The organism is Candidatus Caldatribacterium saccharofermentans (assembly GCF_050267035.1).
GTDB classification, from domain to species: domain Bacteria; phylum Atribacterota; class Atribacteria; order Atribacterales; family Caldatribacteriaceae; genus Caldatribacterium; species Caldatribacterium saccharofermentans.
Map to the genome: position 1 here is coordinate 218,199 of NZ_CP187957.1, position 23,186 is coordinate 241,384.

Here is a 23,186-nt window from a genome sequence, read left to right on the forward strand (position 1 = left end):
CGTCCTCCTCACTTCTTCGGTGCCAGAGTGACCGTAAGACTCGACCCTTCGCTCTTAATGTCCTGTTCTACCTTTCCCACTTCCTTTAGATCCTCGATAACCCTCCGGAGGAGTTCACGCCCCCGATCCTGAAACGCCGCCTCCCTTCCTCGGAACCGAATGGTCACCTTCACCCTGTTGCCTTCCTGAAGGAACCGGAGAGCGTTCCGGAGCTTGACCTGATAGTCATGCTCGTCGATCTTGGGGCGCATGGTGAGTTCTTTGAGCTCTGAAGCTTTCTGCTTCTTGCGGGAGAGTTTAGCCTTTTTCTCCCGCTCATATCTGAACTTCCCCCAGTCCATAATCTTGCACACCGGGGGGTTGGCATTGGGACCAACCTCAACGAGGTCAAGCCCTGCCTCTTCCGCCATCTGCAAAGCCTTCTTCAGGGGGACAATGCCAATCTGATGTCCCTCGGGAGAAATGAGCCGCACTTCCCGCGCCCCAATCTGATGGTTCACTCGATACCGTAACTCGATACGAATCGCCTCCTCACAAGCCTTCGTAGACGGTAGAAAAAAATACCATATTCTCCAAGGTTCGTCAACTCGCCTCTTCCAGGGTGAGGCATCCGGGGAAGTGGCAGGCCACAAAATGGCCTGGCTCTACCTCCAGGAGAGATGGCTCAACCATTGCACAAATCTCCTGAGCTCTGGGACAGCGGGTATGGAAACGACACCCCGGAGGAGGTTGCAGAGGACTCGGTACATCACCACTCAGAATGATGCGGACCTTTCGAACATCCGGGTCGGGGATGGGAACAGCAGAAATCAGCGCTACGGAATAGGGATGGAGAGGACGAGCAAAAAAGGCCTCTTTTGGAGCAAGTTCCACCACCTTTCCCAGGTACATGACGAGAATCCGGTGGGAAATCTGCCGCACCAAAGCAAGGTCGTGAGAGATGAAAAGGTACGTGAGGGAGTACTCCTTTTTCAGTTCCTGGAGAAGGTCAAGCACCTGAGCTCGGACGGAGACATCAAGGGACGAAAGAGCCTCATCAGCGATCACCAGGCGGGGTCGGAGGGCAATAGCCCGGGCAATGCTGATGCGCTGCCTCTGCCCACCAGAAAATTCATGAGGAAAGCGACGAACATAGTCCCGGGAAAGACCCACCCGTTCAAGGAGCATTTCCACTTCTTTCCGCATGGTATCCCGGGGAACAACACGGTGTACCCTGAGCCCCTCTTCGAGGATAGCCTGGACGGTCATACGGGGGTTGAGGGAACTGAAGGGGTCCTGAAAAATCATCTGCATGTCCTTGCGAATTGGCCGCAGCTTTGCCGGAGGAAGCTTGGTAATATCCTGTCCGGCAAAAAAGATTCGTCCTTCCGTCGGCTCAAGGAGCCTGAGGATGGTCATTCCGAGAGTACTCTTCCCGCACCCTGATTCCCCCACAATTCCCAGGGTCTCCCCCGAAAAGACCTCAAAGCTCACCCCATCCACTGCTCTAATCCATCCCACAACTTTTTTGAAAACCCCTGCCCGGAGAGGGAAGTACTTCTTGAGGTTCTCAACGCGGAGCAAGACCTCACCGTTCCCCATGGCACACCTCGGAGAGCGCAGCATGATGGCAGTACACCACGTGCCCGTTGCCGAGAGCAATTTCCGGGGGTTCCGCGGTGCAGGCCTCATCTTCCAGGAAACAGCGACCCCGAAACCGGCACCCCTCGGGAAAATGGAGGGGATCCGGCACGAACCCCGGGATGCTCGCAAGGACCTTTTCGTCCACGTCGAGACGGGGCACAGAGCGCAAAAGCCCAAGCGTGTACGGGTGGCGGCAGCGCTTGAAAATGTCGTACTTCGTTCCCCGTTCCACCACTTTCCCAGCGTACATGACCACAACCTCATCCGCCATATCGGCAACAATGCCAAGGTCATGGGTGATGAGGAGTATCGCCATGCCAATTTGCCTCTGGAGTTCCCGGAGGAGCGCCAGAATCTGCGCCTGTATTGTGACATCAAGGGACGTTGTCGGTTCATCGGCGATGAGGAGCTTCGGACGGCACGAGAGTGCCATAGCAATCATGGCCCGCTGTTTCATGCCTCCTGAGAGCTCGTGAGGGTACTCATTCAGACGCTTCCTGGGCTCGGGAATGCCTACAAGGTGGAGCATCTCCTCCGCCAGAGCACGGGCTTTCTCCCGGGACACAGACTGGTGGAGAAGGATAGCCTCCATGATCTGGTCCCCTATGGTGTATACAGGGTTCAAAGCTGCAGAGGGTTCCTGGAAAATGATGGCAATGTCTTTCCCCCGCACTTTCTGCATTTCCTTCTCCGGGAGGGCGAGAAGGTTCTTTCCCTCAAAAAGCACCTCACCCCCTGCAATCCGGCCGTTCACCTCAACAAGGCGGAGGATAGCCAGGGCCGTCACGCTCTTGCCGCATCCGGACTCCCCAACCAGCGCCACAGTTTTCCCGTGGGGCACGGTGAAACTCACCCCATCAACGGCCCGGAGTTCCTGGCCCGCGTCGTTTTTGAAGTACACGCGGAGGTTGCGAACCTCAAGAAGCACAAGAACATCACCACCGAAGGCGAGGATCAAAGGCATCACGCAAAGCGTCACCCAGGAGATTCCATGCAAGGACGAAGAGCACCATAGCCCCTCCAGGGAAGGCAATCATATACCAGTACTTGAACGTGGCTCCGTACCCCCCAAGCATCCAGTTCCGGGCGTAATTGAGGAGTGCCCCCCAGTCAGCATACCCCTGAGGCGCCCCAAGGCCGAGGAAACTCAAGGCTGCAGCAGTGATCACCAGGGACCCCATGCGCATGGACGCCTGAATGAGCACAGGAAAAATGGCATTGGGGAGGACATGACGGAGAATAATGACCGTATCGCTCACTCCCAGGGACTTTGCGGCCAGGATAAATTGCTCCTCCTTGACCTGGAGGATATTCCCCCGGATGAGACGGGCGGGATACATCCAGCTGAAGACAATGAGCGCAATCATCACCTTATCAAGTCCCGTGCCGAGAACCGTGGTGAGCACCATGGCAGCCACAAGGAAAGGAATGGCCATAAAAACATCCGTCACTCGCATGAGGATCTCGTCGAGAATCCTTCCAAAGTATCCAGCAAGAGACCCCACAAAAAGCCCGATGGCCGTTGAAGCAAGGGTTACGAGGATACCAATACGAAAGGCCGTACGCGTCCCCCACACGACACCGTAGAAAATGTCTCGCTTCCCAGCAACACCAAAAGGGTGTTCCCGTGAAGGGGGAAGGGGATCGGCACTCCAGGTCACCACGGGCATAAAGTATGGATCCCGCCCGGGCTTCGGAGGAGCAAGGAGAGGAGCAAAGAGTGCCACAACAACAAAAAGCCCGAGAAGGACAACACCCAGAACTCCAGAAGCATTGGAAAAGAGTCGCCGAAGCGCTTTTCTCGTCTCTTCCCGCATCACTCAAGCCTCACTCTGGGATCAATCAGGGCGTAGGAGAGATCCACACAGAGATTCCCAATGACCAAAATGAGACCGAAAAAGAGGGTTCCACCCATGATGGAAGCGTAATCAAGCTGCTGCGATGCAAGGGCGATGAAGCTTCCAAGACCGGTCCGGTTGAAAATCGTCTCCACAATGACTGTTCCGGCAAGGAGCCCGATCACCGTCTGACCAGACACCGTGGCCACCGGAATAAGGGCGTTTCTCTTTGCATGCTTGTGAATGACCACACGTTCATCAAGGCCTTTCGCCCGGGCCGTCCGAACGTACTCCTTGCGAAGTACCTCGAGCATAGAGGAGCGAGTAATCCGGAGGAGAAAGGCAAACTCTACATACGTGAGAGTCAACACCGGACCAGCAAGGTGCCGCAGTGCGTCAAGAAAAACGTCAAGCCGCCCGTTGAGAAGAGCATCGAGGGTGAGCATTCCAGTGAAATTCCGGAAGTACGGGGATTTGACGATTTCTTCAGCCCAGACGCTCAGGTTCCCCGGTGGGAACCACCCCAGCGTTCCGTAGAAAATCATGAGAACAAAAAGTCCAAAGACAAAATCGGGGAAGGACCACCCAACAACGGCAAAAATGCGCAACCCGTGGTCCAGAGGCCTGTTATGGTTGAGCGCTGCGAGAACCCCAAGAGACGTCCCAAGGAAAATGATGGGGATGGCGGCAAAAAGGGTGAGTTCAAGGGTGTACGGAAAACGCTTGAGAATTGCCGAAAGTACCGGCTCCTTCCCCACGTAGGACCACCCGAGATTTCCCCGGAGGACGTTCTTCAACCATCGACCATACTGGATAATCAGCGGGTCGTTGAGCCCGTAGAGTTCAACGAGCTTATCCACATCGGCTCCCTTCAGACGTTCGGGACTGTTAATGAACGTAGCCAGGCGCTGGTACGGACCAAGAAGGCCAATCATAAGGAAAAGGAGAAGAGAAATCCCAAAAAGCGTCAGAGGGAGAAAAAGGAGACGCCGAAGGATATAGAAAATCATAAGCGTGAGTGAGACCCCATGGGGACTACAGTCCCCATGGGGTTCCAGCACAGGGTCACCTCACTCTTCCTTCCAGATACCATCATAATTTGCCTCTCCAGGACGCATAGGGTTGAACATCCAGCCCTTCACCCAGCTCCGCATAACGTACACTTCTTCCGGCTGGTAGAGGGGCATACCCAGAGCATTCTCGTAGGCGATTTTCTGGATTTCCTCGTACATCGCCTGCCGCCTGGTGGGGTCCGTTTCCTCAATGGCCTTCTCAATCAGGGCGTTGAGGTTCTCTTCGGCGAATTTCCGGAATGCCTCACCCTGGCTCGTTCCGTACACGCCGTTACTGTGGTAATAGGTGAAGATGAAGTTGTGCGGATCCGGGTAATCGGCAAGCCACCCGATGATGAACGCCGGGAGCTGCCCCTGCCGATAGGCATCAAGGTAGGTTGGCCACTGGACCCCCTGGACCTCGATTCGGAACTTCGGGTTTAGCGACTCAATGTTCTCCTTGAGCATCTCACAGGCCGTCTGACGAGCTTCGTTCCCGGTGTTGTAGAGAAGCGTCAGCTTAAAGCCCTTCTCCCAGAGCTCGCCATTCCAGGCTTTCTGGAATTCCTCCTTTGCTTTCTCAAGGTCAAAAGGATACATGGGAAGGCTTTCGTTGAATCCCAGGAGTCCTCGCGGGATGACCGAGGGAACACGATACCCGTAGCCCTTGAGAACCTGTGCGATGAAAGTATCGTAATCAAAAGCATAGGAAAAGGCTTTGCGCACATGGACATCGCTGAAGAAATCCGGCGGAATACCTTCACCGTCGAGCTTCCCGCTCCCGAGGTACTTGCTGTCTTTGGCCACCGTCCAGTTGAAGTGGAGCGCCATGATGGTGAGACGGGAACCCTCCCGTACCACCACTCCGGGGATACCCTTCACCTGGTCCAGGTACTGGAGGGGCGTGTAAATCTGGTCCGCATCTCCTGCTTCAAGCATGGAACGTCTCGTGCTCCACTCATCAACTCCCCAGATGATGACCTTGGCGAGTTTCGGCTGCTCTCCCCAGTACTCGTCATTCCGCACAAGAACAACTTTTTGCTGAGTCCTGTCCCACTCAAGGAGTTTGAACGGACCGGTCCCGATAGCCTTTTCGTAGAGAGGGCTTTTCTCCTTCTTCCAGTTGTGGTATTTCCACCACCCATCGGCCTGGCCATCCCAGAGACCCAGGGAAATACAGGTCTCCTTATCGAGGATTGCGCTCCAGCTTGAGTTCTGGGCGAGGATACTCAGGAAAGGCGCAAAAGGCCTTGAGAGGTGGAAAACCACATTGTCCCCCTCGACTTCAATAACAGGATCAATATAGGTGTTGTAGAAGTCGATGAGCTTTTGCCGGTACTCTTCACTCTTGAGGTTGCCCTCTTCATCAACCATCTCGCTCCAGGGAACGCCAACCTTGTCCGCGACGAAATCCTCAAGGGTCTCATAGCCAAAGAGGGCTTCGATGAGCATCCACATGGGCCCTGCATAGGGATCGAAGAGGATACCCCGCTCGAAACTGTACTCCACGTCCTCAGGGGTGAGTTCGTTCCCGTTGTGGAACTTCACACCCTTACGGATAGGGAAAACGTAAGTCTTCCCCTCATCCCGAATGAGCCCGTTTTCAACGGTGGGAACCTCCGTTGCCAGGCGAGGGACAAACTCAGTGACGCTTTCACCTTTGTAAGCGATGAGGTTTTCGTACACAAAGCTAATTACTTCGCCGCTTGCCGTATCGTACGCATAGTGGGGGTCAAGGGTATCCGGCTCCCCGATACTGAGGTAAATGTACGTATCGGGATTCTTGACCTCTGCGAAGGCAGGCAACACACTCAAAAGAGCAAAAAACACACAACCAAGGATGACCAGAAACCTTTTCACTCCTCGCACCTCCTCACTTCAGTCGCTTCAAGCGGGGATTGGGGATAATCCCCGGAATTCTCCCGCGCTTGGCCACGTTCTGCCCTGCAACCTCCTTGATGTCCATAGTCATGTCGATGGGTGGAGCACTGCTGATGTAGCTCCCCACCCCAAAAACATCCGCTTTGTCTCGCAAAAGGGCAATCTTCTCCGGATTGAGCCCTCCCGAGACGACAATTTTTACGTGAGGGAAACCCGCCTGTCGCAACCGCTCTCGGACCTCTTCCACCAGAGCCGGGGTAACCCCTCCTCGCTCATCAGGGGTGTCCAGGCGAACCCCAGAAAGCCTCTCCCCCAGGACTCTGGCCACCCGGAGAGACTCCTCGGCTTCATCCTTGAAGGTGTCCACAAGGATGATCCGGGGGAAACGTTCCGGAATAGCCTCCTCAAAGGCCTTAGCCGTAATGACCGTGTCCCCCACAATGAGGATGACCGCATGAGGAATTGTTCCTCCTGGCTCTTTACCGAAGAGCTTGGCCCCCAGGATGCATGCCGCTCCATCCACACCTCCCACTAGAGCTGCACGCTCAAGCACCGGAGCCACCGCGGGATGCACGTGACGGGCACCGAAAGAAAGTACAAGCTTCTCCCCGGCAGCCCTCTTGCACTCTCTGGCTGCCGTTGCCCACCCGGAGCTGTGGGCAAGGATTCCAAGAAGAGGTGTTTCGAAAATCCCAAACTCCGAATATGGTCCTCGGATGCGCATGATCACCTCCCTTGCAGCAAACTCTTCCCCTTCCTCAAGCCCCCAGATTTCGACATTGCTTCCCGAAAGCAGATTCAGTACCTCTGAAACCCCACAGAGGACGCCGGGACGGCGGGGAAAAACCTCAGCAGTCACCACAGTGTCGGCAAGCTTCAGGTGGCGGAGGATTTCCTGAGCCGTCACAAAATAGACGTCTGTGGTGTACCCTTTCTGGATTTCCTCGTGAGTTGCGGAATAGAAAAGCCTTCCCTTCTCTACTTGAAGGGCCTCAACCTCTTCAAGCGACGAAAGCCATGGCCGCCTGGACATTCCCCTTCCCTCACCGGACAAGGAGCAGTGAGAATACCAGCGAAAGCACCATCAGGGCGACACCAAAAACAACGGTGAGTTTACTCAGAATCGGGAGAGCTCGAAACTTTGCACTCCGATCCGCCCGGGTCATGCCCCCAAAGATTCCTCCACCAACGCCAGATTTCCGGGGCTGGAGGACGACAACAAGAATGAGCGCCACAGATATCACAATCTGGACAACCATCCACCCTTCCATACCTCAAGCTCCTCCACGCTTTCTCAGAAACGCCCGCTCCGTCTCTTCCACGATTTTCAGAAACTTCTCCGGGTCGAGACTGGCACCCCCAACAAGTGTCCCATCGATGTTCTCCTGAACCACAAAGTCAAAGACGTTCTCTGGTGTGACGCTTCCCCCATAAAGTATACGGATACCCGATGCCACCCCCTGACCGAATCGACTGGCAAGTTCCTCACGGATAAACCGGATAACTTCCTCAGCATCCTGAGGGGTTGAAGCCCTGCCGGTGCCAATGGCCCATACCGGCTCATAGGCAATCACCAGAGATCGTGCCTCCTCAGGAGCAAGATGGACAATACCCTGAAGGAGCTGCTCCTGCACAACCTCCCGGGTTTTTCCTGCCTCCCGTTCGCTCAGGGTCTCACCCACGCAGAGAATGGGGGAAAGGTGAAAGCTGCAGAGCGTCTTCACCTTCCGACCCACCTCTTCAGAGGTCTCGCGAAAAATATGCCGTCGTTCCGAATGCCCCACGATCACATACCGGCACCCAATTTCCTGTAACATGCGGGCAGAAATCTCCCCAGTGAAGGCTCCCTGGACTTCCCAGTGGACATTCTGTGCCCCAAGCTGCACCGGAGTCTGGGAAAAGCGGTCCCGCAGCACTGGCAAAGCCGTGAAAGGCGGGCAGATAACGACCTCAAGGCCCTGAAATTCCCGCATTCTGGCAAGGAAAGCCTCGGCGTACGCCGAGGCTTCCTCGATGGTCTTGTGCATCTTCCAGTTCCCGGCAGCAATTAGCGTGCGATTCATGAAGCTTCCCTCTCACCGCATCATGTACTGGGCAAGGTCCACAACCCGGCAGGAGTACCCCCACTCGTTGTCGTACCAGGCGAGCACCTTCACCATGTTGCCGATGACCTTGGTGGAAAGGGCGTCAACGATGGAGGACTCAGTGGTGTGGAGGAAATCCATCGATACCAGAGGCTCCTCGCAGTACGCCAGAATACCCTTGAGCTCACCCTCTGCCGCTTTCTTGAGGGCTTCGTTCACTTCGTCTTTTGTAGGTTCCTTCTCCACCACTGCCACAAAGTCTACGATGGAGACATCGGGTACCGGAACACGAATGGCCATACCGTCGAGTTTTCCTTTGAGGTCAGGGATAACCTCTCCCATGGCCACCGCTGCACCGGTTGTGGTGGGAATCATGGACATAGCCGCAGCCCGGGCTCTCCGAAGGTCCTTGTGGGGGAAGTCAAGGATAACCTGGTCATTGGTGTACGCGTGGACAGTGGTCATGAACCCTCGCTGGATCTTGAAGTTCTCGTGGAGCACCTTCACCACTGGTGCGAGACAGTTCGTGGTGCACGAGGCATTGGAGACGATGTGGTGGTTCGCCTTGTCGTACATCGTGTGGTTCACACCCATCACAATGGTCACATCAGGATTCTTTGCCGGCGCAGTGATAAGAACCTTCCTTGCTCCTGCCTGCAGGTGCAGCGAAGCACCCTGACGATCGGTGAACTTCCCCGTGGACTCAATCACAAGCTCCACACCAAGGTCCTTCCAGGGCAATTGAGCCGGGTCCTTCTGGGCAAAAACTTTGATGACCTTCCCGTCAACAATCAGCGCATCATCGGTGGCCTCGACTTTGTTGGGAAGGGTCCCGTGGACGGAGTCGTATTTCAAAAGGTGCGCGAGGGTTTTGGCACTCGTCAGGTCGTTCACGGCTAAAACGTCTATGTCGCCACCAACCTCAAGAATTCTGCGAAACACCAGTCGTCCGATTCTTCCGAATCCATTGATCGCAACTTTCATTGCTTCTACCCCCTTTGTTCCCGGAATGAACTAAAGCACTTTATCATACCCGAATTCCTGAAATAAAGCAAGAAAAAAGGGCACCGTACGGTGCCCTTTTTTCTTGCTTTGCACCTCATATGATGGCCCGTTCGGTGTTGACATCGAAAACGTGCATCTTGCTCGTATCCACCACAATCTTCATGCTAGCCCCAACTTCCGTATGGGTCTGCATGTCAAGAACGGCAACAATGGTGTGCGGACCAGAGGTGAGATAGATGATTTGCTCGGAACCCAGAGGCTCAATGACATCCACCACGGCGTCGATGACATTGCCATCGTCCCGCAGCATTTCCCTCGAGACTGCAAGGTCGTACACATCCTGAGGACGAATACCAAAAGTGACTTCCTTGTTCACGTAGGGTTCAAGAGGCGCTTTGTACTCTGCCGGTACTTTGATCTTGAAGGATCCTCCGTCAAGGATAAGGGTATCGTTCTCCTTCTTGAGCACCACATCGAGGAAGTTCATGGAAGGAGTCCCAATGAAACCAGCAACGAACTTGTTGATGGGTTTGTTGTAGAGCTCAAGAGGAGTTCCTACCTGCTGGACCACTCCGTCCCGCATGACCACAATCCGGTCCCCCAGGGTCATGGCCTCCACCTGGTCGTGGGTGACGTAAATCATGGTGGTCTTGAGGCGGTCGTGGAGCTTGGCAAGCTCTGCCCTCATCTGCACCCGGAGCTTAGCGTCGAGGTTGGAGAGGGGCTCATCGAAGAGGAAAACCTTGGGGTGACGGACAATGGCTCGACCAACAGCCACACGCTGCCTCTGACCACCAGAGAGCTGCTTTGGCTTCCGGTAGAGGAGCTCCTGAATCCCCAGAATCTCCGCGGCCTCCTTTACCCGGCGATCGATCTCATCCTTGGGGAACTTGCGAAGCCGAAGACCAAAGGCCATGTTGTCGTAGACGTTCATATGGGGGTAAAGCGCGTAGTTCTGGAAGACCATGGCAATGTCCCGGTCTTTGGGGGGGACGTCATTTACCAGAACGTCGTCGATGTAGATTTCACCCTCATCCACTTCCTCTAATCCCGCAATCATCCGAAGCGTTGTGGTTTTCCCGCACCCTGAAGGACCAACGAGAACGACGAACTCCTGGTCTTTGATCTCAAGGCTCACGTTGTTCACCGCGATGACGTCTCCGAACCGCTTCACCACGTTCTTCAGAGTCACACTCGCCATTTATGTTCCCCCTTTTTCACCAGAATGAAACTGCGCACAGGGAAACTCCCTAAAAGACATTTTAAAAGATTGTTTACATTCTGTAAACCCTTTGTATAGGTCCACATCATGTGGGACACTCGGAAAGTCCAGTATCTCTCAGCTCCTCCCAGGGCTCCTCTCCCCAAGCTCCAGTGTGGTCTTTTCCGATTGTACACCTTTTCAGTCCACCTTTTGAGGTGGAAATTCATGGTTGCAAGATCTACCTCATCCTCATAGTGCGGAGAGAACCCTCCCGGAAGGTCCGGTTGCACCGTTCCACTATCCAGGGATGCGAAAGACCCTGGGGAAGGTGAAGAATCTGATGCCGTGCTCCTGCAAGGATCCTCAAATTCCCCGTAGCATGCACTCCCTCCAGTACCTCCTGGTTTGAGCGGGAAAGGGGTACCTTTCGGAGTTCCTCGAGGAACACCCTGGAAAGATTCTCGTGGCTTGAGCATGGAGGGAGGAATAGGCCCACCGCAAGACGAGATCTCCGGCAGGAATTCCCTATACACCTTTCCAGGAAGGGGACGGATGTCCAGAGTGTCGATGGCGGCAAGATCCCGGGGGATACCACCTCGGAGTCTTGGGGCTTTCTCTGAGCATGGGGTCTTCGATTCCCCCGTGGGCTTTTTGTGGCAGAAACCCTCCTCGGTTTCTCTTCCTCTCTCAAAAGACCCCGGGTTTTGAGATACCTGAGGATCCTCCCCACGGTGGAGGAAGAAGCAGTGAAACCCTCTCTCCTGAGGAGGACGGTGAGCTTCCCTTTCCCCAGGAAGGGGAATTCCTCCCGGAGTCTTTGAATCCCCTCCACAAGCTCTGAGGTCCACTGGGGCTTCCGAACCTTTTTGGGTCTTCTGGACCTATCCTTCCGGGTTCTGGAGGTTTCTGGGGTTCTGCTTTTTCTTCCACCGAAAGGAGGCTTCGGGCTATTCAATCTTTCGCAGGTGACGGCTAAGAGGAGGGGCTGAGCAAAGTCGAGGACTTCAAGGATTCTTCCTTCTTCGAGAGTCCATGGACTTGAGCAAGCTTGGTAATGGCATTCCTTCTGGGAAACTCAAAAGGTGCAGAATCTCCAGAATATGCCTGAAGCATCCTTGTTCCCTTTGTGCTCCCCTTATACAGGTGCAGGCCTTTCTTCTCTTGGGTTTTCGACACTGAGTCAGGATACAGGTCTCTCTCCCTTTTTGTCTCCCCGCCGCAGGTCTCTGTGAACCTATCCACTCTTCAGGTCATGTGGATTTCTCCTGGAACCTTTCTGCTTCTTTCTCCAGAGCTTTCAGCCGACGGTACACCTCGCTCTTGGAAATGGGAGGCGAACAGTAACTCCCAAGCTCCCGAAGTGAGGCATAGGGGTAACGGATTCGCAAAAGCGCAATCTCTCTGAGCTTCGGCGAAAGCAATTCCAGAGGGAGGTTCCGAATTTTCTCCCGCTGACGCAGTGAAGACTGGATGGTCCGCTCAAGGTTTGAGGTAGTGTAATTCACCCAGCGGGTGAGGTCATTGACTGTCTCTTTCTCCACACGAAAGCGTTCGAGTTCCAGGCGACTCCGGAAGGCCCCAAGGTACCCCAGGAAAAGACCAATAACCTCCGCGTTTTTGGTGTAGAGGTGCCATTCGCTCTTGACCTGGCGGCAACGAAAGGGTATCCCCTGAGCTTTGAGGGTTTCCTGGACAAGGAGCGCCCACGCCTTTGAGGAGAATCGAACCTCGAGCTGGTAGCTCCGCAGAGGGTCTCCCACGTATCCCCGGAGCTCAAAAACCCCCCGGATAAAATCTGCGGCAACCTCTTCCTTGAGGAAATCAGCAAGGACGGAGACATCGTAGAACCCGAAATCCGCAAGGACTGCTTCGGAAACGCCGATTTCCAGGTGGTAGAAAAGTCCTGAGTGAATACCCCGTTCCTTGGAACGTCCAAGCTCATAAGGTGCAAGAGGGGAGAATTCCCTCTTGAGGACCAGACACTTCTTCAGGGGAGCAAGAGAGGGGTGTGAGAGGCGAAGGAAAAGCCCTTCTTCTCCCTTGCGGATCACACCGCTCCGCAAAAGACCGGCAAATTCCGCCCTTCGCCGTTCTCTCTCGGAAGGGAAAAGGGCACAGAGCTCATCCTGAAGAAGAGCCCGAAAGTCCATGCTGGTAGACCTCTTGAAGCCGCTCTTTGAGACGGGCAATAACCTCCCGGGGGATCCTCAGGCGCCTGCCCACCTCCTCAGGGTCCGCTTCACAGAGTGATCGCAAATCCTCAAAGGCGGCAAGAATCTTCTCCCGCCGCTTTGGCCCAATACCTTCCACCTCCTCAAGGAGTGAACCAAAGGACTTCCTGTTCCTCCGCACCCGGTGGAAGGTCACGGCAAAACGGTGTGCTTCGTTTCTCACCCGTTGCAGGAACTGCAGAACCTCGGAGTGAGGAGGAAGCACAAGGGGTGGAGTTCTCTCGGGAAGGTAAATCTCCTCAAACTCCTTGGCCAAAGCAAGCACCGGACAGGAAACGCCAAGTTCCCGGAATACCCCAAGCGCCACGTTGAGCTGCCCCCGTCCCCCATCAAGAAGCAAAAGGTCCGGAAAGTCCCTTCCTCCTGACTGCAAGCTCCGAAAATGCCGGACAAGGACCTCCCGCATCATGCCGAAGTCGTCGGGATGGCCCTCACTCCTCACGATGAACTTTCGGTACCTTTTGGGGTATGGAACCCCATCAAGGAAGGCCACCACTACTCCTACAGCCTCTTCACCCTGAAAGGTGGAGATATCCACACCTTCCACAAGGCGGGGGAAAGAGGGAAGTCCAAGGAGGTCCTGAAGACCCCGAAGGAGCTCGGTTGACGCTCGCTCACGTTTCTTGCGTCTGAGCACCTCCGCCTCAAGGCTCCTTTGGGCGTTCTCCAGAGCCAGAAGCATCATTTCCTCTTCCTCACCACTGCAGGGAGGGGTAACCGTAAAGGGGAAGAACTCGCTGAGTTCCTGGAGAACCTCTGGGTGTTCCACCGTTACGCATACCCTCCTGGGAAAGTGGAAAGCGTGGAGATATATCTGTTCCAGGAACTCCCGAAGGAGCGCTTCCTTACTTTGCCATCCCGAAGACGAGGCAACAAAGCTCTCGCTCCCGATGAGCCTTCCCTGGCGAACACGAAGCACCACAAAAAGCGCGACCCCTTCGTCACAGACAACCTCCACAAAGTCAATGTCTTCAGGCTGCGAGAGGACCAGGCGGTATCGCGTTGCAACCTTCTGGAGGGCCTCAAGCTTTTCCCGGTAGTAGATGGCCCGCTCAAAATCCAGAGCATCTGCGGCTTTCCACATCTCGTCCTCGATCCACCGGGCAATCTCCTCGTATTTTCCATTGAGGAAATCCATGGCCTTCCTGAAGTTCTCCTGGTACTCTGCCCGGCTCATGCGACCCATACAGGGAGCTCCACAGAGGCCAAGCTCAAAATCGATACAGGGCCGACGGAGAGGGAAAGAAGACTCAGGAATGGTACATCCCCGCAGACGAAAAATCGATCGGAGGAGCTTCAGGCCCTCCCGGGTTTTTCGGGAATCCGTGAAGGGTCCAAAGTACACCCCCTCACCCCCGGTTTTTCTCCGGGCAAAACGAACCGCAGGGAAATCCCCTTTTGTCTCGAAAAGGATATAAGGGTAACTCTTGTCATCCCGTAAACGGAGGTTGTAGGGAGGACGGAAACGTTTGATCAGGTCTTCCTCAAGGAGGAGCGCTTCGTGTTCGTTCCCCGTCACAAAGTACTGCACCGACGCAACAGCTTCAAGCATTCCCTCTTTGAGAGGAGAAGAAGCCCGGTAGAAATGGGACTTCACCCTCTTGAGGATGTTCACGGCCTTCCCGACATAAAGGACCTGACCTCTATTGTCCTTCAGGACGTATACCCCGCATTCCGCAGGGAGGCAGTCAAGGTCCTCCCGTTTCACCTCAAAGGGGACATAGTTCTTTCTTTCGGTCAGCCTGCAGCACCTCTCTCAGGAACTGGCCTGTATAGGAGGAGGGAACCTGGGCGACTTCTTCTGGAGTTCCCTGAGCAACGATGTAGCCACCCTTTTCTCCCCCCTCAGGACCCAGGTCAATCAGGTAGTCACACGATTTGATGACATCGAGGTTATGCTCAATGATGAGCACGGTATTCCCTCGGTCCCGAAGTTCAAGCAGCACCGAGAGGAGCTTCTCAACATCGGCAAAGTGTAGCCCCGTGGTCGGTTCATCAAGAAGATACAGGGTTCTTCCCGTTGCCACCTTCCCGAGTTCCCGTGCGAGCTTTACCCGCTGTGCCTCCCCACCGGAGAGGGTTGTGGCTGGCTGCCCGAGTTTGATGTATCCCAGACCAACCCGCTGGAGCACCTCGAGTTTGCGCCGGATGGTGGGGATGTGTTCAAAGAACCCTATAGCCTCGTCAACACTCATGTCCAGAACGTCGGCGATGTTCTTCCCTTTGTACTTGATGTCGAGCGTCTCCCTGCCGTAACGTTTCCCCTGGCACTGCTCGCAGGTCACAAAGACATCCGGGAGAAAATGCATCTCGATTTTGATGACACCATTCCCCTGACAGGCTTCACATCGCCCACCCTTGAGGTTAAAGCTGAACCGTCCCGGTTTGTACCCCCGGGCTCTGGATTCCGGAAGCTGGGCAAAAAGCGCCCGGATATCGGTGAAAACTCCGGTATAGGTAGCAGGATTTGAGCGAGGGGTTCGCCCAATCGAGGACTGGTCGATCACGATGACCTTATCGATGTACTCCACACCTTCAATGGCATCGTGGTCTCCAGCAACCTCTCTGGACCCGTGGAGGATTCGAGAAAGTCCCCGGTACAGGATGTCGTAAAGGAGCGTGCTCTTCCCCGAACCGGAAACCCCTGTGATGCCCACAAGAAGCCCGAGGGGAATTCTTACCGTGATGTTCTTGAGGTTGTTTGCCCGGGCACCTCGCACCACAAGCCATTCATCTCCTGGAGGCTTTCTTCTGGCAGGCACGGGGATGCACCTTCGACCGCTGAGATAGAGTCCAGTAAGACTCTCAGGATTTTCCATGATTTCCTGGGGTGAACCCGAGGCCACAACTCTTCCACCTTTTTCCCCCGCTCCAGGACCAATATCCACCACAAAGTCTGCGTTCCTGATGGTTTCGGCATCGTGTTCCACCACGATTACTGTGTTCCCAAGGTCCCGAAGCTTCTTCAAAATAGCGATGAGCTTCTGATTATCCCGGGGATGGAGACCGATAGTGGGCTCATCGAGGACGTAGAGAACCCCCACAAGACCGGAACCAATCTGCGTCGCCAGGCGTATTCTCTGCGCCTCTCCACCGGAAAGGGTGGCAGCAGAGCGGTTAAGGGTCAGGTACTCAAGACCAACTTCCTTCAGAAAACCCAGGCGAGAACGGATTTCCCGCAGCACCGGTTCTGCGATGACCGCCTCATTCCCGGAGAAGCTAAGGTTCTCGAAAAACTCAAGAAGTTCCCCAATGGTCAGGCGGGAAAGGTCCCCAATGGAGAACCCCTGAATCTTCACCGAAAGGCTTTCTTTTCGGAGGCGGTCTCCCTGACACTCAGGACACACCCTGGTTGAGAGGAACGGGGCAATCTCTTCCTGCTCCCACCAGTCCTGGGCGCTGGCAAGCTTTCGCTCAAGAATGGGGATGATGCCCTCGAAAACGCCATCACCGTAGAGGATGAAATTCCGCTCCTCTTCGGTGAGATCCCGGAATGGCCGGTTGGTCGGGATGCCCCGTGCAGCGAAAGCCCGACGAATCCGCGCTCCCCAGTAGCTCTCGGGATCCAGATGGTCCCAGGGAACAATGGCTCCCTCGTCGATGCTTTTCGAATAATCGGGCACCACAAGGTCCGGATCCACAAAGGCAAGAAACCCCAGACCACTGCAGCGAGGACAGGCGCCGTAGGGGTTGTTGAAGGAGAACATCCGGGGAGTAATCTCCGGGAAATTCACTCCACAGTCCACGCAGGCGAAACGTTCGCTGAAAAGGAGCTCCTTTACCGCCCCTTCCTCCCATATCCCAACCTTGAGCACACCCTTCCCGTAGCGAAGGGCAATTTCCACGGAATCGCTCACCCGGCGTTCAATATCCTCTTCAATGATGATCCGGTCAACGATGAGGTCGATGTCGTGTTTTTTGTTCCGGTCAAGCTCTATGCTCTCCCACTCCTCCAGGTCAAAGATTTCCCCATTGATGCGAACCCGGGCGAATCCGTTTTTGAAAAGGTCGGCAAGGAGCTTGCGGTATTCTCCCTTCCTTCCCCGTACCAGAGGAGCCATGATGAGGACCCTGGACCCCTGGGGAAGGGAGAGGATTTCGTCGGTAATCTGCTGCACTGTCTGGCGAGCAATGGGCTTCCCACACTGGGGACAGAAAACCCTGCCGCACCGGGCGAAAAGCACCCTCATGTAGTCGTAAATTTCCGTGACCGTCCCCACAGTAGAACGGGGGTTATGGGATGAAACCTTCTGATTGATGGCAATTGCCGGGGAGAGCCCTTCGATGGAGTCTACATCGGGCTTCTCCATTCGCTCCAGGAACTGCCTGGCGTAAGAAGAAAGGGATTCAAGATACCTCCTCTGTCCCTCGGCGTAAATGGTGTCAAAAGCAAGAGAGGATTTCCCTGAACCGCTGAGACCAGTAATGACCACGAACCGGTTCCGGGGAATCTCAAGGTCCACGTTTTTCAGGTTGTGTTCTCGTGCCCCGCGAATGACAATCTTACCGTCCTGCATCGTTCTCGCCCCGGTGCAGTGCTTGCTTCTCTTGCAAGGAACGCAAGCGGAAAATCTCATCCCGCAGAAGGGCAGCCTTCTCAAACTCCAGGCGTCTGGCTGCTTCCTTCATCTCCCGGGTCAGCCGATCAATGAGTCGCTCAAGGTTCTCCTCGCTCTCCTCGAGCTCCTCCACAAGGAGACAGGCTTCCTCTGCCTCCTTAGAGAGGCCGGCCTCTTCGGGAATAAGGGTCCGGACTTCCTTTGTGATGGTCTGCGGCACAATCCCGTGTTCTCTATTATACGCCTCCTGAATAGCCCTCCGCCGTTTTGTCTCTGCCAGAGCCCGTTCCAGGGAACGGGTCATAGTGTCAGCGTAAAGGATAGCCCGTCCTTCAGCGTTGCGCGCCGCCCTCCCAATTGTCTGGATGAGCGCCACCTCAGACCGCAAAAACCCCTCTTTGTCGGCATCAAGAATCGCCACAAGGGCTACTTCCGGGAGGTCTAGGCCCTCCCTGAGGAGGTTGACCCCCACAAGGACGTCGAATTTCCCCGCTCGAAGATCCCGGATAATCCGGGCCCGTTCCAGGGTATCAATCTCTGAGTGCAGGTATCTCACCCGAATACCCAGGCTGTACAGGAACTCGCAGAGGTCTTCGGCGCTCTTTTTGGTAAGCGTGGTGACGAGAACCCTCTGGTTCTTCTGCACCACCTTTCGAATCTCCCCCACGAGGTCCTCGACCTGACCCCTGGCGGGACGCACCTCAACTTCCGGATCCAGAAGGCCGGTGGGCCGGATAAGTTGCTCCACCACCTGGGAGCTCACGTTCAATTCGAATTCCCCCGGTGTCGCCGAGACGAAAATGCACCGGGAAATCTTCTTCTCGAACTCTTCAAACCTCAAAGGCCGGTTATCGAAACAGGAAGGGAGACGAAAGCCGAATTCCACAAGGCTCTCTTTCCTCGAACGATCCCCCTCGTGCATTCCTCGAAGCTGGGGAACCGTCACATGGGATTCGTCAATGAAAAGGAGGAAATCCTCCGGAAAGTAATCAAGCAGGGTATAAGGCGGCTCCCCAGGCTGGCGACCATCAAGATACCGGGAGTAATTTTCAATTCCTGGACAGTATCCTGTCTCCCGGAGCAGCTCGAGGTCGTACCGTGTCCGCCGCTCCAGGCGTTCCGCTTCAACGAGTCTTCCCTGGGAGAGGAAATAGGTCACTCGCTCCTGAAGTTCCTCCTCAATCCCAAGAAGCGCCCGCTCAAAAATCTCCTGGTCCGCAAGGTAATGCCGGGCGGGATAGATGAAGACCTCGTCAAGCTTTTTGAGAACCTTGCCGCTCACAGGGTGGAGGACCTTAATGCTCTCCACCATATCTCCAAAGAACTCGAAACGAAAGACCTCTTCGCTATAAGCCGGGTAGACCTCAACGGTATCACCCTTCATGCGAAATACCCCCGGCGCAAATTCCACTTCATTCCGCTCGTAGAGAAGGTCCACAAGACGGTGGGCAAAGTCCTTCCTCTTGCAGACGTCCCCCACCCGGACGCGGAAAACCCGGCGGGCGTACTCCTTTGGGGAACCAATGCCATAGATGCACGAAACGGAGGCCACAATGATGACGTCGTTGCGTTCCATCAGAGCGCTTGTTGCCCGAAGACGCAACCGGTCGATGTACTCGTTAATCGAGGCGTCCTTTTCGATGTAGAGGTCGTACTCAGGAACGTAGGCCTCAGGCTGGTAGTAATCGTAGTAGCTCACGAAATACTCTACGGCGTTCTCGGGGAAAAACGCCCGCATCTCGCTATATAGCTGAGCAGCCAGGGTCTTGTTGTGGGAGATAATCAGGGTTGGCCGGTTGTACCGGGCAATGACGTTGGCCATGGTGAAGGTTTTTCCCGACCCGGTCACTCCAATAAGGGTCTGGTACCGGTACCCCCGGAATAACCCTTCAACCAGCCGCTCAATGGCCTGAGGCTGATCACCACAGGGACTGTATGGTGCCACAAGACGGAAAGTGCCCTTCTTCATAACCCCTCATTTCCATAGAAAACCCGAATTCCCCTTTCCTATTTCCTGGAGAACCAGTCTGGGAAGAGGAAGAAAACCCTGTGTTCCAAAAGCTCTATGGAAGAGTCGTTGATGAGGACCTTCGAGGCTCTTCGACGGAGGGCAGGAAGAAACCTCTGGGCGCTCAAGCGAAGCACAATCTCTTTCTCCTGAAGCCCCTTTTTCTGTAACCGTTCACGGCGAACGTGCCAGGGGGCGTCCACAAAAAGAAGGTCCGAAAGGAGAGGGCACAGACCCGCCTCAAAAAGCACCGCTCCCTCAACCACGACGAAATCTGCCCGGAGCCTTTGGCAGCGCCTCCGCACTTCCCAGAAAAGCAGGGGATGGGCAAGGTTATTAAGGCAAAAGAGCATTGGCCAGCTCCGGAAAACCAGCCGGGCAAGCTTCCGCCTTTCGAGGTTCCCCTGCCCGTCCAGAAAAAAGCGTCCGAAGGCGAGAACAATGAGCCTCCAGAGAGGTTTCCCCTTCCGGGAGAGCTCCCGGGCAAGGTCGTCAAGGAGAATGACAGGAATTCCCTTTTCTTCAAAAAGGGCGGCGACCGTACTCTTCCCCGAGGCCACCGCGCCCCCGATACCGAGAATTCTCGGTCCCTTACTCTCTGTAGACCTCAATGTACCTCTTGATGGCTTGCTCCCAGGAGAAATCGCTCGCCATGGCATTGGCCACCATGGTGCGGAAGAGGTCCTGGTCCTCAAAGTACACATGGAGTGCCCTCCTGACCGTCCGGAGAAATTCGTTGGCAGAGAATTCCCCAAACTGGAATCCGGTGCTGAGACGGGGATTGAACGGATAGTCAACAACCGTATCCCTGAGCCCACCCACTCCCCGGACGATGGGGAGCGCACCATAACACATGGCAATCATCTGGCTGATGCCACAGGGCTCAAAAAGCGATGGCAGCACCAGGAAGTCTGCGGCAGCATAGGCAAGGTGGGCAAGGCCTTCGTCGAATACCACCATCACCCGCAATCTGGGATAGTGCCGTTCAAGGTCTTTCAGTGCTCGCTCGTAGAAGGCTTCACCCATACCCAGGAAGAACCAGTACGCCGGGAGGGAGAAAAACTCCTCAGGACGCTCCAGGAAAAGCCGTACTCCCTTCTGCTCCACAAAGCGGGAAATAAAAGCGATGACAGGAAGAGTTGCCTTCGCCTCCGGACCAAAGTGTCTTTCCAGGAAACGGAGTTTGTTCTTTCTTTTTCCCTCGAGGTTCTCCCTCCCGTAGTGTTCCTCAAGGAAAGGGTCAAGACCGGGATGGAAGATTTCCGTGTCAATGCCGTTGACAATCCCCACGATTTTCTTGCGATGAGACAGAGCCCGGAGGAGACCATCAAGACCCTCCCCGAACTCGGGAGAGCAGATTTCACGGGCATAGGTGGGGCTCACAGTGGTGATGACGTGGGAGAAAAGGAGACCCGCCTTCATGAGGTTGAGGTTACCGTAGAACTCGAGGTATTCATGGGTGAAGAAGTGGTTGGGAAGGTTGACCAGCCGGAAGAGCTCCCCCCGTCCAATGCCCTGGTAGGCGAGATTGTGAATGGTGAAAAGGACTTTTGTGGCTCTGGGCCGATACTGAGGCCAGTACCGCTCAAGGTAGGCACAGAGGAGAGCACTCTGCCAGTCATGACAGTGCAGGAGGAAGGCCTCTTCCTGCCAGCGCACCAGGTACTCAAACACCGCCCGGGAGAAGAAGATGAACCGTTCGAGGTCATCAGGATACCCGTACATCCGCTCACGCTCAAAAAAGCGTTCACAGGCCACGGCGAAAAGGGATTGGCTGTCATCTATCCTGTACTCAAGAAATTCTGCCCGGGCCATGGTCTCTCCAAAGGGGAACTCCAGAGCCCTCTGCCTGACAAAGGGGAAATCCTGCAACATCCGGGCGTATCCGGGGAGGAAGAGCTTGACCCGAAACCCAAAGCGGGGGAGGTATTTGAACAGGGCTCCCACTACATCCCCCAAACCACCGCTTTTGGCAAAAGGATATGCTTCTGAAGCAACGAGCACGACCTCCACGTTCATCCTCCCTCTCCTATGACCAGAAGTTCACACTCCCCTTTCCCTCGCTCCACGACCTCAAGCCGCCACTTTCCCTTAAGAAACCGCTCCGAAAACACACTGAGAAACTGCCTGAAATCCCCAGAGAAAAGGGGGATATCAGCAGAGAACCGCTTCCCCGCCCTGTACAGATGCCGGGCACCTCTTGCGCTCAGGACCCAGGCCAGCAGGCGGAAAACCTCCTCCCGGCAGATCTCCTCATAGGAAACAAGAAGCTCTTCCCAAGACTCCCCGCATCTCCCCACAAACCGCCATCCATAGAGCGTCGGCAGCGCAACGTACCCGCCAACTTTCTGGACCCTCTGCATCAGATCCTCCGGGGGAACAACCTCCTCCACCACGAAGGCACAGGGAGGGGCAAAGAGAGGAAGGTCAAGAAAACCCGCCGCAAAAGAGAGCTCCCCAAGGGCAAACTTGAGCACAAGCGGGACCTCGACATCCCGGTAGACCTCAAAGAGCGTCGCCTCACAGGCCACCCACTTCCGGGCTTCTTCAAGAAGCATACCAAGCTCTTCAAAGGAGACGGCCTTCCCGAACCCCTCAAGGTGCCGCAAATGCTCAGGCGGTGGAAAGAGGCAGGGATAGACAACCCACAGGAGAACCTGACCCCAGAAAACCTCCGGCGCTTCAAGGACTTTCCTCAGATGCCCTGCATCTGGCTGAATACAGGAAATAAGGTACCCCCGGGGCTGTCCTGGGGGAATGTCGGCGAGGTTCTCCAGGTCTTTCCCGTTGGTCACAAAGAGTTCCCCCCTGCGGAGTACAAGGTACGGATGCTGCCACTTCTTCTCAATCCGTTCCCGGAATTTTCGAAGTTCGAGCTCTTCGAGTTTCTGCAAAAGGCGCGGCCAGTTCACCCGCTCAGGACTCCAGGGCTCCACACGGCAGTCAAGGGGAACATCCCTGCGAATGGTCACGAGTACCCGGTTCATTTCTACCTGTTCTCGAGCCCTGAGGAGGCTCTCTCGTAGAGACGGAGGGAGTTCCTCAATATGGGCGAGAATTCCTTCCCAGCTTGTGAACCTCTGCAAGAGCTGTGCCGCCCTCTTCTCCCCAATACCCCGCACACCTTGAATGTCATCAGACACATCGCCGCTTAAAGCCAGAAAGTCAACAATCTGAGCAGGGGTGACGCCAAACTCCCGTTCCACATCCCGGGGACCTATGGGGCGCAGGCGGGTAACTCCCTGAACCGGCTGGAGGAGCACCGTGTGCTCGTCAAGGAGCTGCAGAAGGTCAAGGTCAGAAGTCACCACATAGAGAAGGTATTGTCCTCCGAGGTACTCCTTGAGGCTTCCGATGAGGTCGTCTCCCTCGAATCCCGGGACTTCAAGGATAGGAAAACCAAAAAACGAAAGGATTTCTTTGATATCCTCAAGCTGGGGCCGGAGGAGGTCAGGCATGGGCTTCCGGGACACCTTGTACTTCTCCTCAAGGGCGTGGCGGAATGTCTTCTTCGGATGGTCAAAGGCTACCACAATGGTGAGGGGCGAGTAATCTTCAAGCAGCCTCATCAGCATATTGCAGAACCCAAGGGTCGCCCCCGTTGGTCGCCCCAAAGACGTGGTGAGCTTCGGCAGTGCATAAAACGCCCGGTACGCTAGCGAAGTCCCGTCAACTGCAATGACCAGCTCTCGATCTTTCAT

At 55.3% G+C, this 23,186-nt stretch carries 19 protein-coding genes; all 19 read right to left on the minus strand.

Annotation, left to right across the window (positions count from 1 at the left end):
• Positions 1-8: 8 nt before the first annotated feature.
• Entirely contained in the window at positions 9-500 is a 492-nt protein-coding gene (gene infC / locus ACPT9Q_RS01185) for a translation initiation factor IF-3 (RefSeq protein ID WP_017872222.1), read from the minus strand.
• Positions 501-582: 82 nt separating this feature from the next.
• Positions 583-1,605, minus strand: a complete 1,023-nt coding sequence (locus tag ACPT9Q_RS01190) for an ABC transporter ATP-binding protein (protein ID WP_427366018.1) — start codon at positions 1,603-1,605, stop codon at positions 583-585.
• Entirely contained in the window at positions 1,568-2,587 is a 1,020-nt protein-coding gene (locus ACPT9Q_RS01195) for an ABC transporter ATP-binding protein (protein ID WP_427366019.1), read from the minus strand. Before ACPT9Q_RS01195 ends, ACPT9Q_RS01190 begins: the two co-directional genes overlap by 38 nt.
• On the minus strand, positions 2,559-3,440 hold the full coding sequence (locus ACPT9Q_RS01200; RefSeq protein WP_427366020.1) for an ABC transporter permease: 882 nt from the start codon (positions 3,438-3,440) through the stop codon (positions 2,559-2,561). The genes ACPT9Q_RS01195 and ACPT9Q_RS01200 overlap by 29 nt, the downstream gene beginning before the upstream one ends.
• Entirely contained in the window at positions 3,440-4,471 is a 1,032-nt protein-coding gene (locus ACPT9Q_RS01205) for an ABC transporter permease subunit (protein WP_026137180.1), read from the minus strand. The genes ACPT9Q_RS01200 and ACPT9Q_RS01205 overlap by 1 nt, the downstream gene beginning before the upstream one ends.
• 60 nt (positions 4,472-4,531) lie before the next feature.
• The gene (locus tag ACPT9Q_RS01210; protein WP_427366022.1) at positions 4,532-6,373 is read right to left on the minus strand and encodes an ABC transporter substrate-binding protein; all 1,842 of its coding nucleotides are present in this window, start codon (positions 6,371-6,373) and stop codon (positions 4,532-4,534) included.
• Positions 6,374-6,386: 13 nt separating this feature from the next.
• A complete protein-coding gene (locus tag ACPT9Q_RS01215) occupies positions 6,387-7,427 on the minus strand; it encodes a nicotinate phosphoribosyltransferase (RefSeq protein ID WP_017872229.1) in 1,041 nt (346 codons plus the stop codon).
• A 10-nt stretch (positions 7,428-7,437) separates the two neighbouring features.
• A complete protein-coding gene (secG, locus tag ACPT9Q_RS01220) occupies positions 7,438-7,665 on the minus strand; it encodes a preprotein translocase subunit SecG (protein ID WP_017872230.1) in 228 nt (75 codons plus the stop codon).
• Positions 7,666-7,668: 3 nt separating this feature from the next.
• The gene (gene tpiA / locus ACPT9Q_RS01225) at positions 7,669-8,457 is read right to left on the minus strand and encodes a triose-phosphate isomerase (protein WP_427366023.1); all 789 of its coding nucleotides are present in this window, start codon (positions 8,455-8,457) and stop codon (positions 7,669-7,671) included.
• A gap of 12 nt (positions 8,458-8,469) precedes the next feature.
• Positions 8,470-9,462, minus strand: a complete 993-nt coding sequence (gene gap, locus ACPT9Q_RS01230; RefSeq protein WP_427366024.1) for a type I glyceraldehyde-3-phosphate dehydrogenase — start codon at positions 9,460-9,462, stop codon at positions 8,470-8,472.
• 115 nt (positions 9,463-9,577) lie between these two features.
• Entirely contained in the window at positions 9,578-10,684 is a 1,107-nt protein-coding gene (locus ACPT9Q_RS01235) for a sn-glycerol-3-phosphate ABC transporter ATP-binding protein UgpC (protein ID WP_017872233.1), read from the minus strand.
• Positions 10,685-10,925: 241 nt separating this feature from the next.
• Positions 10,926-11,519, minus strand: a complete 594-nt coding sequence (locus ACPT9Q_RS01240) for a hypothetical protein (RefSeq protein ID WP_427366025.1) — start codon at positions 11,517-11,519, stop codon at positions 10,926-10,928.
• A gap of 418 nt (positions 11,520-11,937) precedes the next feature.
• Positions 11,938-12,837: a DNA-binding protein WhiA gene (gene whiA, locus ACPT9Q_RS01245; protein WP_427366027.1), complete on the minus strand. Its 900-nt coding sequence runs from the start codon at positions 12,835-12,837 to the stop codon at positions 11,938-11,940.
• Entirely contained in the window at positions 12,809-14,626 is a 1,818-nt protein-coding gene (gene uvrC / locus ACPT9Q_RS01250; protein WP_017872236.1) for an excinuclease ABC subunit UvrC, read from the minus strand. Before uvrC ends, whiA begins: the two co-directional genes overlap by 29 nt.
• A 1-nt stretch (position 14,627) precedes the next feature.
• Positions 14,628-17,435: an excinuclease ABC subunit UvrA gene (uvrA, locus tag ACPT9Q_RS01255; RefSeq protein ID WP_427366028.1), complete on the minus strand. Its 2,808-nt coding sequence runs from the start codon at positions 17,433-17,435 to the stop codon at positions 14,628-14,630.
• Positions 17,422-19,446, minus strand: a complete 2,025-nt coding sequence (uvrB, locus tag ACPT9Q_RS01260; protein ID WP_427366029.1) for an excinuclease ABC subunit UvrB — start codon at positions 19,444-19,446, stop codon at positions 17,422-17,424. The genes uvrA and uvrB overlap by 14 nt, the downstream gene beginning before the upstream one ends.
• 38 nt (positions 19,447-19,484) lie before the next feature.
• Entirely contained in the window at positions 19,485-20,096 is a 612-nt protein-coding gene (gene coaE, locus ACPT9Q_RS01265) for a dephospho-CoA kinase (RefSeq protein WP_427366031.1), read from the minus strand.
• The gene (locus ACPT9Q_RS01270; protein WP_427366033.1) at positions 20,077-21,504 is read right to left on the minus strand and encodes a glycogen synthase; all 1,428 of its coding nucleotides are present in this window, start codon (positions 21,502-21,504) and stop codon (positions 20,077-20,079) included. The genes coaE and ACPT9Q_RS01270 overlap by 20 nt, the downstream gene beginning before the upstream one ends.
• The gene (locus ACPT9Q_RS01275; protein ID WP_427366034.1) at positions 21,501-23,186 is read right to left on the minus strand and encodes a 5'-3' exonuclease; all 1,686 of its coding nucleotides are present in this window, start codon (positions 23,184-23,186) and stop codon (positions 21,501-21,503) included. Before ACPT9Q_RS01275 ends, ACPT9Q_RS01270 begins: the two co-directional genes overlap by 4 nt.

What these genes read in the sequence shown, in the direction of transcription:
- ACPT9Q_RS01190 (WP_427366018.1), bottom strand. Translation starts at nt 1,605, where the DNA reads ATGCTGCGCTCTCCGAGGTGTGCCATGGGGAACGGTGAGGTCTTGCTC.
- ACPT9Q_RS01195 (WP_427366019.1), bottom strand. Translation starts at nt 2,587, where the DNA reads ATGCCTTTGATCCTCGCCTTCGGTGGTGATGTTCTTGTGCTTCTTGAG.
- ACPT9Q_RS01200 (WP_427366020.1), bottom strand. Translation starts at nt 3,440, where the DNA reads ATGCGGGAAGAGACGAGAAAAGCGCTTCGGCGACTCTTTTCCAATGCT.
- ACPT9Q_RS01205 (WP_026137180.1), bottom strand. Translation starts at nt 4,471, where the DNA reads ATGATTTTCTATATCCTTCGGCGTCTCCTTTTTCTCCCTCTGACGCTT.
- ACPT9Q_RS01215 (WP_017872229.1), bottom strand. Translation starts at nt 7,427, where the DNA reads ATGTCCAGGCGGCCATGGCTTTCGTCGCTTGAAGAGGTTGAGGCCCTT.
- secG (WP_017872230.1), bottom strand. Translation starts at nt 7,665, where the DNA reads ATGGAAGGGTGGATGGTTGTCCAGATTGTGATATCTGTGGCGCTCATT.
- tpiA (WP_427366023.1), bottom strand. Translation starts at nt 8,457, where the DNA reads ATGAATCGCACGCTAATTGCTGCCGGGAACTGGAAGATGCACAAGACC.
- gap (WP_427366024.1), bottom strand. Translation starts at nt 9,462, where the DNA reads ATGAAAGTTGCGATCAATGGATTCGGAAGAATCGGACGACTGGTGTTT.
- ACPT9Q_RS01235 (WP_017872233.1), bottom strand. Translation starts at nt 10,684, where the DNA reads ATGGCGAGTGTGACTCTGAAGAACGTGGTGAAGCGGTTCGGAGACGTC.
- whiA (WP_427366027.1), bottom strand. Translation starts at nt 12,837, where the DNA reads ATGGACTTTCGGGCTCTTCTTCAGGATGAGCTCTGTGCCCTTTTCCCT.
- uvrA (WP_427366028.1), bottom strand. Translation starts at nt 17,435, where the DNA reads ATGCAGGACGGTAAGATTGTCATTCGCGGGGCACGAGAACACAACCTG.
- uvrB (WP_427366029.1), bottom strand. Translation starts at nt 19,446, where the DNA reads ATGAAGAAGGGCACTTTCCGTCTTGTGGCACCATACAGTCCCTGTGGT.
- ACPT9Q_RS01270 (WP_427366033.1), bottom strand. Translation starts at nt 21,504, where the DNA reads ATGAACGTGGAGGTCGTGCTCGTTGCTTCAGAAGCATATCCTTTTGCC.
- ACPT9Q_RS01275 (WP_427366034.1), bottom strand. Translation starts at nt 23,186, where the DNA reads ATGAAAGATCGAGAGCTGGTCATTGCAGTTGACGGGACTTCGCTAGCG.